Genomic DNA, 5084 nt, shown 5'->3' with positions numbered 1-5084 from the left:
GCGCTGCATCGCCTCCCCTCCCCGCCCGATCCGCTGGACCGCCCCCGGCCCCTGGTCCTCCGCGCCCCCGCGAACACCGCCCGCGCCGCGACCCGCGAAGCCGACCTGGACGCCGGCGAGGCCGCCGCCGTCTTCCGCCGGGCGGGCCTGCCGCCACCCACCCTGAGCACGCTGTTCAACCCCGCCGCCGCCGTGCCGATCGCACAATAGAGAACGTTTATTCCTTATTTATCGGCGCCTGACAGGCTGTGTCCCGGACGCCACCATCGGTGATGGGCAGATCCCCGGACCCGGCGTCCCGTCGGTCATGTCCGCGTATGTGCGAGGGGTACGTACGCGTGTCATGCCGCTCTCGCGCCGCCCGGGCGCACCCGCACCGGCCCCGCCACCCCCGTTGTGACCGCGTTCCTGCGCCGGATCACACCGGGGTGATTTAAGATTGCCCGCAGTTTCGCCAAGAGTTTGCTGTGCACCGAACCTGTTGTCCGTGATCGGCGATGAAGGCGGGCCCGTGGGCATTTTGCGTGATCACAAGACCTTGCTGTCCAACGTCGCCCTGGTGAGCATCATGCTCCTGGGCGGGGCGTATCTGGCCTTCGGGGTGGCGCGGGTGCGACCGCCGGGCGATACCTTCGCCGTCACAGTGCATTTGGATAAGTCGGGTGGACTGCAGTCCGGCAACGACGTGACCTGGCGCGGCTACCGGGTCGGCAAGATCCGGCAGATCCAGCTCGTGGACGGTGGCGCGGAAGTGGCCGCGGTCGCGGAGATCGACCGGCGGTACGACATTCCCGCCGACACCGCCGTCTACGTGGGCGGGCTGTCGGGGGCGGGCGAGCAGTACCTGGACTTCCGGCCGAATACCGATGCCGCGCCGTACCTGTCGAACGGCACGGTGATCCGCTTCGATCCCGAGCGCATCACCACCCCCGTGCCCATCTGGTCGGCGCTGGACAACACCAGCGCCCTGCTGGCGCAGATCGACCCGAACAAACTGACGGTGATCCTCAACGAACTCGACGTCGCGCTCAGCGGCGGGCCCGAACAGCTCCGGCACCTCGTGGAAGGCATCAGCCTGGCCACCACCGGCCTGGACAACCTGCTGCCGCAGACGACCAGTCTCATCGAGAATCTGCGCGTGATCGCGGACACCTCGAGCCACGCGCAACCGGATCTGGGCACGCTGACCCGTAATTCGCGCGTCCTGGTCGATCAGGCCAACGGCGCCAACGCCGAACTGCGACAGCTGCTCGCGGACGCGCCCGGTCAGCTCGCCATCGCCGAGGCCACCCTGACCCGCAACGAGGAACCCATCGAGCAGCTGGCGCATACGCTCAGTGCCATCGTCACCAGCGCGCTGCTGCGCACCCCCGCGCTGCGGGCGCTGTTCCCGGGGCTGGTGGTCGGCACCTCCGCCATGGGAGTTCCGGCGCACGACAACGAGTTCCACACCATCCTCGATGCCTGGCCGCGGCCGTGGTGCGACTACACCGCCAGGACGACCCCCCTGCAGCAGGCGACCGACGGCACGTTCCCGAGCTGGAACTACTGCGTGAATCCGCCGCCGGAACAGCAGATTCGGGGTTCGGGGAATGCGCCCCGTCCCGATATCCCGAACAACGGCGCGCAAATGCCGACCGGGGCCGACCCGAACGAACGCACGCCACTGCCGGTGCGCTGACGATCTCCGCGTGTCGGCTCGCGGGTTCATCCCGCGAATTTCCGAATCGAGCCCGCAGAATGGTCCCGTGGTACCGCCAGGTGGTCCCAATGCTCGTGCCCATGTAATTGTCCCGCCGCCCTGGTCGGCAGTTCCATCGAACAGGGTGGCGGGCAAGGCTAGAGAGGTCAGACGACTCGATGATGAGCAAGCGTTCCCTCGGCCTGGCGGCCCGCACGGCCGTCCTGGCCGGTGTCGCGTCCGCCGGTCTGGTGGCGGCTCCCGCGCAGGCCGAGCCGCTGTGGCCCGGCGGGCCGGAGGTTCCGGGCATGCCCGCGATCGTTCCCACCGTGCCGGTCACCGCGCCGTGCTCGGAGAAGGCGCGGGCGTGCTTGCGGCTGAGCACGAATGAGGCCTGGCTGATGGACAAGGGCCAGGTTGTTTTCGGTCCCACGCCCATTTCGCATGGAATGCCCGGTTTCGAAACACCGCCGGGCGTGTTCAATGTGGCATTCAAGCGGGCGTTCCATTGGAGCACCATGCATCACGCGCCGATGGAATACGCCATCTTCTTCAACGGCGACATCGCTTTTCACATCGGTCCCGTGGACAAGCAGTCGCACGGCTGTATTCGCATGACACCGGATGGGGCGAAGGAATTCTTCCAGCATCTCAATACCGGTGACGTCGTCGAGGTCGTGGTCTAACCCGGCACTCGCGCACCCGCCCCCTTCCGCTCGCCGGGAGGGGGCTTTCCCTTGCCGTGCACGGTGACCGCCATTACAGTTACGCACCAGTAGGAACGCTAGCGTTCCCTGATCGAAGTGTGGAGCCGTAGATGACGAGATCGACCACCGCCGTGCCGGAACGGGTTGCCGCGACCGCCATTTCGACTCCTCTACACGATGCTCGCACCCTGTCCCGCACGCTCGTCACGCATTTCGCCGAACACGTGGCGCCCTGCGGCACGCTGCCCGGCGACGCCCTGCGCGGCGATGTCACCGCGGTGACCCGCACCTGCCTCGAACTCGCGGCCGCGGTGCTCGAGGGCCGCGACGGCGGCGCCAAACTCGAACGCCTGCGCCGCGCGGGCGCCGACTGGGCGCGCGAGGGCATTCCGATCGGCACCATTCACCGTGCGGTACACGACGGTTTCGCCCTCGGCTTCGATCTCATCGTGGACTCCGCGGGCCCGGAACAATACGACCGCATAGCGGAGACGGCCCGCCGACTCATGGAGGTGCAGGCCATGGTCGGCACCGCGTTCGCGGTCGCGTACGTGCGCGAGCACCGGGCGGTGGCGGCCGAACATCACAGCGCCGTGCACACCGTCACCTCGGCGCTGCTGGCCGGGCATTCGGCCGCGACCATGGCACGGGCCGGCGGGGTGGAGATCGACGAGGCGTATCACGTACTGGCGCTCGGCATTCCGGCGCACGTCGGGGAATCCGATCCGGCCACCGATCCCAAGGTCGTGGCCCGGCGCAAGCTGCGCCGACTGCAGTCCGAGCTCGCCGATCGTTGCGCCGGGCGCGCGCTGGCGCTGCTCGGCACCGACGGCGGCACCGTGCTGCTGCCCCAATCCGCCATCGTCGCAGCAGATCTCGAATCACTCGTGCTCGCACTGTCCGTCGCGGCCCAGGTGCCGATCACCGCCATCGCCCTGCACACCGCGACCGCGGCGATACCCGCGGCCGCGGACCAGGGGCACGAGCTCCTGGATCTGGTGCACCGCCTCGGTTGCGCACCGGGCCTCTACAACTTCGACGACCTTGCCATGGAGTACCAGCTGACCCGGCCGGGTCCCGGGCGCGAATACCTCGGCGCGCTACTGGATCCGCTGGACGAGCACCCCGAACTGCTGGAAACCCTGCGCCGCCACATCGCCAACGACCTCAATCGCAAGCGCACCGCCCGGGTGCTCGGGGTGCACGCCAATACGGTGGACTACCGGCTCAAGCGCATCGCGCTGCTCACCGGTTTCGATCCGGCCCAATCCTCGGGACTGTGGTATCTGCGCTCGGCGCTGGTGGCGCGGTCCTACGATCGGCCCGGGGCGGGCGACCCGCCGCCATCCGCGTCAGCGTCGCGGCGAAGGCCAGATGCCCCGCCAGCGCCGGCCGGGTCAGCGCCACCGACCACACCGTCCGAATCCCGGCCGGGTCCGGCGGACGATGCGCGAAGCGGTCCGCCAGCCAATCGAACATGAGCGGCGCGGCCAGGAATTGCAGCGGCAGATGCATACTCAGCCGATCGCGGATATAGCGCACGTCCGCGCCGAGGTCGAGATAGCGCCGCACCTGGGCGTCGATGTCGGCGACGGCGATGACCTCGTCGTTGACCCCCTGAACCACCAACAACGGCATGTCCGGCGCCTGCGCGCCGGGCCGGATCTCGTCGAGCACCGCGCGCAGGTGCGGATGCGCGAGCATAGCCGCCAGTCCCGCTCCGGCATGGCGTTCGGCGTCGCGCCCGGCGAACCGGGCCAGCAGCGGGAAGGTGGCGGTGGTCTCCGCGCGCTCGAGCAGGCGCAGATACGCGGCCGAAAGATGTTCGCGCAGCACCAGTTCCAGCTGCGGATAGGCACGGCGCAGGGCGGCGGTGAAGACCATGGCGAAGCCCGCGAAGGGTGAGCCGTTCAGCCGCACGAACGCCGCTGCCGGATCCCCGACCGGCGAACCGGCGACCGCGCCCGCGATGTCGAGTTCGGGTGCGTACTCGGCGGCGAGTTCGGCCGCCCAGGCGGTGGCGAGCCCGCCCCCGGAATAGCCGAGCAGGCCGACCCGGGTCTCGGCCCGCAGACCCAGCGGGGCGAAGCGCAGGGCGGCCCGGGCCGCGTCGAGCGCGCGATGGCCGGGTTCGCGCGCGGCCCCGAAATGACCGCCGGCCCCTTCGTGATCGGGCACCGAGACCACCCAGCCCCGCTCCAGCGCACTGATGATGAGCGGCAGTTCGATCTGCGGAATCGAGCCCGCGGCCCGGGCGCGATGGCGTAATGCGTAGGAGGGGAAGCACATCGGGGCCACCGCGTCGATGGCGCACTGGAACGACAGCAGCGGGCGATCGCCCGGGTCGGCGCCCGCGGGCAGCAGGACCGTGGTCACCGCCGCCTCGGGCGCGCCGCGCAGATCGGTGGTGCGGTAGAGCAGCTGCCACGCGGCCACCCGCTGGGGTATCAGCCCGAACAGGGCCAATCGCACCGCGCGCGTGCGCAATACGGCGCCGGGAGCGAAGGCTCCCAGCGCCTCCGGAGCCAGGTAGAACGGATCGGCGTCCGGGAGCAGCGGTCTGCCCGGGTCCGGATCGGCGTCGTTCCGGAGCAGCGGTTCGGCCAGCGAATCGCCGATGGTCATGGTGGTTCCTCTCGGGCAGGGGCGCTCGCCGCCGGGCGGTCCGCCCGGCGGCGGCGGTGGGTATGCCCGGC

General features: G+C 69.9%; 4 protein-coding genes and 1 pseudogene. 4 read left to right on the top strand and 1 reads right to left on the bottom strand.

All coding sequences use genetic code 11. From position 1 onward, the window contains the following. The 4 genes from ABZ319_RS40025 to ABZ319_RS40010 all read left to right on the top strand — a co-directional run. Positions 1 to 210, top strand: a 210-nt coding sequence (locus ABZ319_RS40025) for a hypothetical protein (RefSeq protein WP_354991816.1), incomplete at its 5' end; no start/stop codon positions are given. A 301-nt stretch (positions 211 to 511) separates the two neighbouring features. Then, positions 512 to 1681 carry an MlaD family protein gene (locus ABZ319_RS40020; RefSeq protein WP_354991815.1) on the top strand — a complete coding sequence of 390 codons (1170 nt, stop codon included), beginning with the start codon at positions 512 to 514 and terminating at the stop codon, positions 1679 to 1681. Positions 1682 to 1863: 182 nt separating this feature from the next. After that, a complete protein-coding gene (locus ABZ319_RS40015) occupies positions 1864 to 2367 on the top strand; it encodes a L,D-transpeptidase (protein WP_354991814.1) in 504 nt (167 codons plus the stop codon). Between the two features lie 131 nt (positions 2368 to 2498). Further along, positions 2499 to 3869 carry a helix-turn-helix domain-containing protein gene (locus ABZ319_RS40010; RefSeq protein WP_354991813.1) on the top strand — a complete coding sequence of 457 codons (1371 nt, stop codon included), beginning with the start codon at positions 2499 to 2501 and terminating at the stop codon, positions 3867 to 3869. 19 nt (positions 3870 to 3888) lie between these two features. On the opposite strand, the pseudogene ABZ319_RS40005 reads toward ABZ319_RS40010, so the two are convergent. Then, positions 3889 to 4677, bottom strand: a pseudogene (locus ABZ319_RS40005) (lipase family protein); the annotation flags it as partial. Between the last annotated feature and the right edge of the window lie 407 nt (positions 4678 to 5084).

Origin of the sequence: Nocardia sp. NPDC005978 (genome assembly GCF_040614455.1) — a bacterium.
Lineage (GTDB): Bacteria > Actinomycetota > Actinomycetes > Mycobacteriales > Mycobacteriaceae > Nocardia.
The sequence above is the reverse complement of the archived record's forward strand: the minus strand, read 5'-3'. Positions and strand labels throughout refer to the sequence as shown.